Source organism: Neisseria sp. P0021.S007, assembly GCF_051956855.1.
In genome coordinates, this window is the sequence record NZ_JBQCXA010000025.1 from 1 (window position 1) to 2,006 (window position 2,006).

The window sequence follows — 2,006 nt, forward strand, 5'->3', positions numbered from 1 at the left end:
GCGGATACGCGTCCGGACTCGACCGCCGAGAAGATTTGTTCGGTAAAGCGTCGGACGAAGTTTGCTTCTGTTTGGCAGTCTTGGAAGGCGGTGTTTTCGTGTTGGCAGACGAGGGTAACTTCGCCTTGAGCTTCTTGCAGCGGTTCGGCCAAATCGAGTTTGAGGGTTTGCTTGTCGGTTTGCAGCCAGGCGGTGCGGCCTTGGGTTTTGATGATTTTGCCGTAAACGCCGATGGCATCGTTTTTGGGGATGTTTTTCTGTTCGGCAAGTTGCTGGGCCGAGAATAAGGGGGCTTGTTCGGCAAATGCGCCGCCGGTTTCGTGTTTGAAGTAGGCGGCGAGGTCTTGTTTGATGAGGGCTTGGGTCAGTAGTTTTTCGCCTTCGGTCAGGCGGTGTGCAAAGCCGTGTGTTTTGGGGGCGGATGCGGCATCCGTGGTCTTGGTGTCCGGTGTGCAGGCGCTCAGGAGTAAAAGCAGGGGAAGGATGTATTTCATGGTTGGTCTCTCAACAGGCCGTCTGAACCTATAGTTTCAAACGGTCAGCGTTGTTTATCGATAACGATAAACCCGGCGGGGATAAACGGGATAGGCCGGGTAATTGCGGACGGGTTCGCTGTCTTGATAGATGACGGTCGTTCCCGGCGGGGCGTTGATGGTCACGGTTTTGTTGACGGTGGTTTGCGAGTGGACGGGCAGGTCCAAGACGGCGGTGCGCCCATACGGAGTCTCGGTATAGACGCACGCACTTAGAAAGAGGGTGATGCTCAGGGCCAATGCCTTCATGTTTCAGACGGCCTTATTTGAGCAGGTTTTTCAAGGCCAGGCGTACGCCTTCGCCGACTTCCGTGCCTTTGGGAATGCTTTTGGTGGCGGCTTTGGCTTCGCGTTCGTTGTAGCCGAGGGCAAGCAGAGTGTTGATGATGTCTTGGCTTTCGTCGGCAACGGCATCAGGGGCAAACAGGCCGTCTGAAACGGTATGGGATACGAGTTTGCCGCGCAGTTCCAACACCATGCGTTCGGCGGTTTTCTTGCCGATGCCGGGGGCGGAGGAGAGGCGTTTCACGTCTTCTTCGGCGATGGCTTGCGCCAGCTCGTCGGCATTCATGGCCGACAAAATGCCCAATGCGGTTTTGGCACCGATGCCGCTGACTTTGACCAGTTGGCGGAAGGTGGCGCGTTCCTCGGCTGAGGCGAAACCAAACAGCAAATGCGCGTCTTCGCGGACGACAAGCTGGGTGTAGAGATGGACGGTTTCGCCAACGGAAGGCAGGTTGTAGAAAGTCTGCATGGAAACGTCGGCTTCATAACCGACGCCGTTGACGTCGATAACGACCTGCGGCGGATTTTTCTCAATCAATTTGCCTGTGAGCCTGCTGATCATGGTGTTCCCCTGTGATTAAAAAAGGCCGTCTGAAACCTTGCAATCGGGTTTCAGACGGCCTTGTATTGTATCAAACTTCAGCGGTAACGCGGACGAAATCAGATGGCGGATGCCAGGTTCAGATGACGGGCGCGTTCGCCTGCTTCGGCGGCACGTTCTTGGCTGCTGAACGGACCCATTTTGACAACGTATTCGTAGTTGCGTTTTTCAAGCATGACTTTGCTGTCCGACGGCAGGCTTTGTGCGGTTTGGTTCAAATAAGCCTGTGCTTCGCGTTCGGTACCGAAGGATTTCAAATCAACAAAAAATTCTTTGTTGTTTGGGGTAATAATGGTTTGAGCGGCGGTTTGGCCGGGGATGATTTGTTCAACTTTGACGTTGGCCGTGCCTTGGTTGATGAAACCTAATTGTTGGGCGGCGGCTTTGGAAACATCGATGACGCGGTTGCCGTGGAAAGGGCCGCGGTCGTTGACACGGACGATGACGCTTTTGCCGGTTTGCATATTGGTCACACGTGCGTAGCTGGGAATAGGGAGGGTTTTGTGGGCGGCGGAGAGGGCGTTCATATTGTAACGCTCGCCGCTGGAAGTTTTACGACCGTGGAACTGGTTGCCGTACCATGAGGC

Annotated in this window: 4 protein-coding genes; all 4 read right to left on the bottom strand. The window is 54.9% G+C overall.

Features of this window, described 5'->3' with window-relative positions:
- A partial coding sequence (locus ACTHUR_RS10700) for a hypothetical protein (RefSeq protein ID WP_440398565.1) occupies positions 1–494 on the bottom strand: 494 nt, incomplete at its 3' end.
- 54 nt (positions 495–548) lie between these two features.
- The gene (locus ACTHUR_RS10705; protein ID WP_049335660.1) at positions 549–782 is read right to left on the bottom strand and encodes a hypothetical protein; all 234 of its coding nucleotides are present in this window, start codon (positions 780–782) and stop codon (positions 549–551) included.
- Between the two features lie 13 nt (positions 783–795).
- Positions 796–1,380 (bottom strand): Holliday junction branch migration protein RuvA, encoded by a 585-nt coding sequence (gene ruvA / locus ACTHUR_RS10710; RefSeq protein WP_070615730.1) that lies wholly within the window; start codon positions 1,378–1,380, stop codon positions 796–798.
- A 98-nt stretch (positions 1,381–1,478) separates the two neighbouring features.
- A partial coding sequence (locus ACTHUR_RS10715) for a septal ring lytic transglycosylase RlpA family protein (RefSeq protein WP_440398566.1) occupies positions 1,479–2,006 on the bottom strand: 528 nt, incomplete at its 5' end.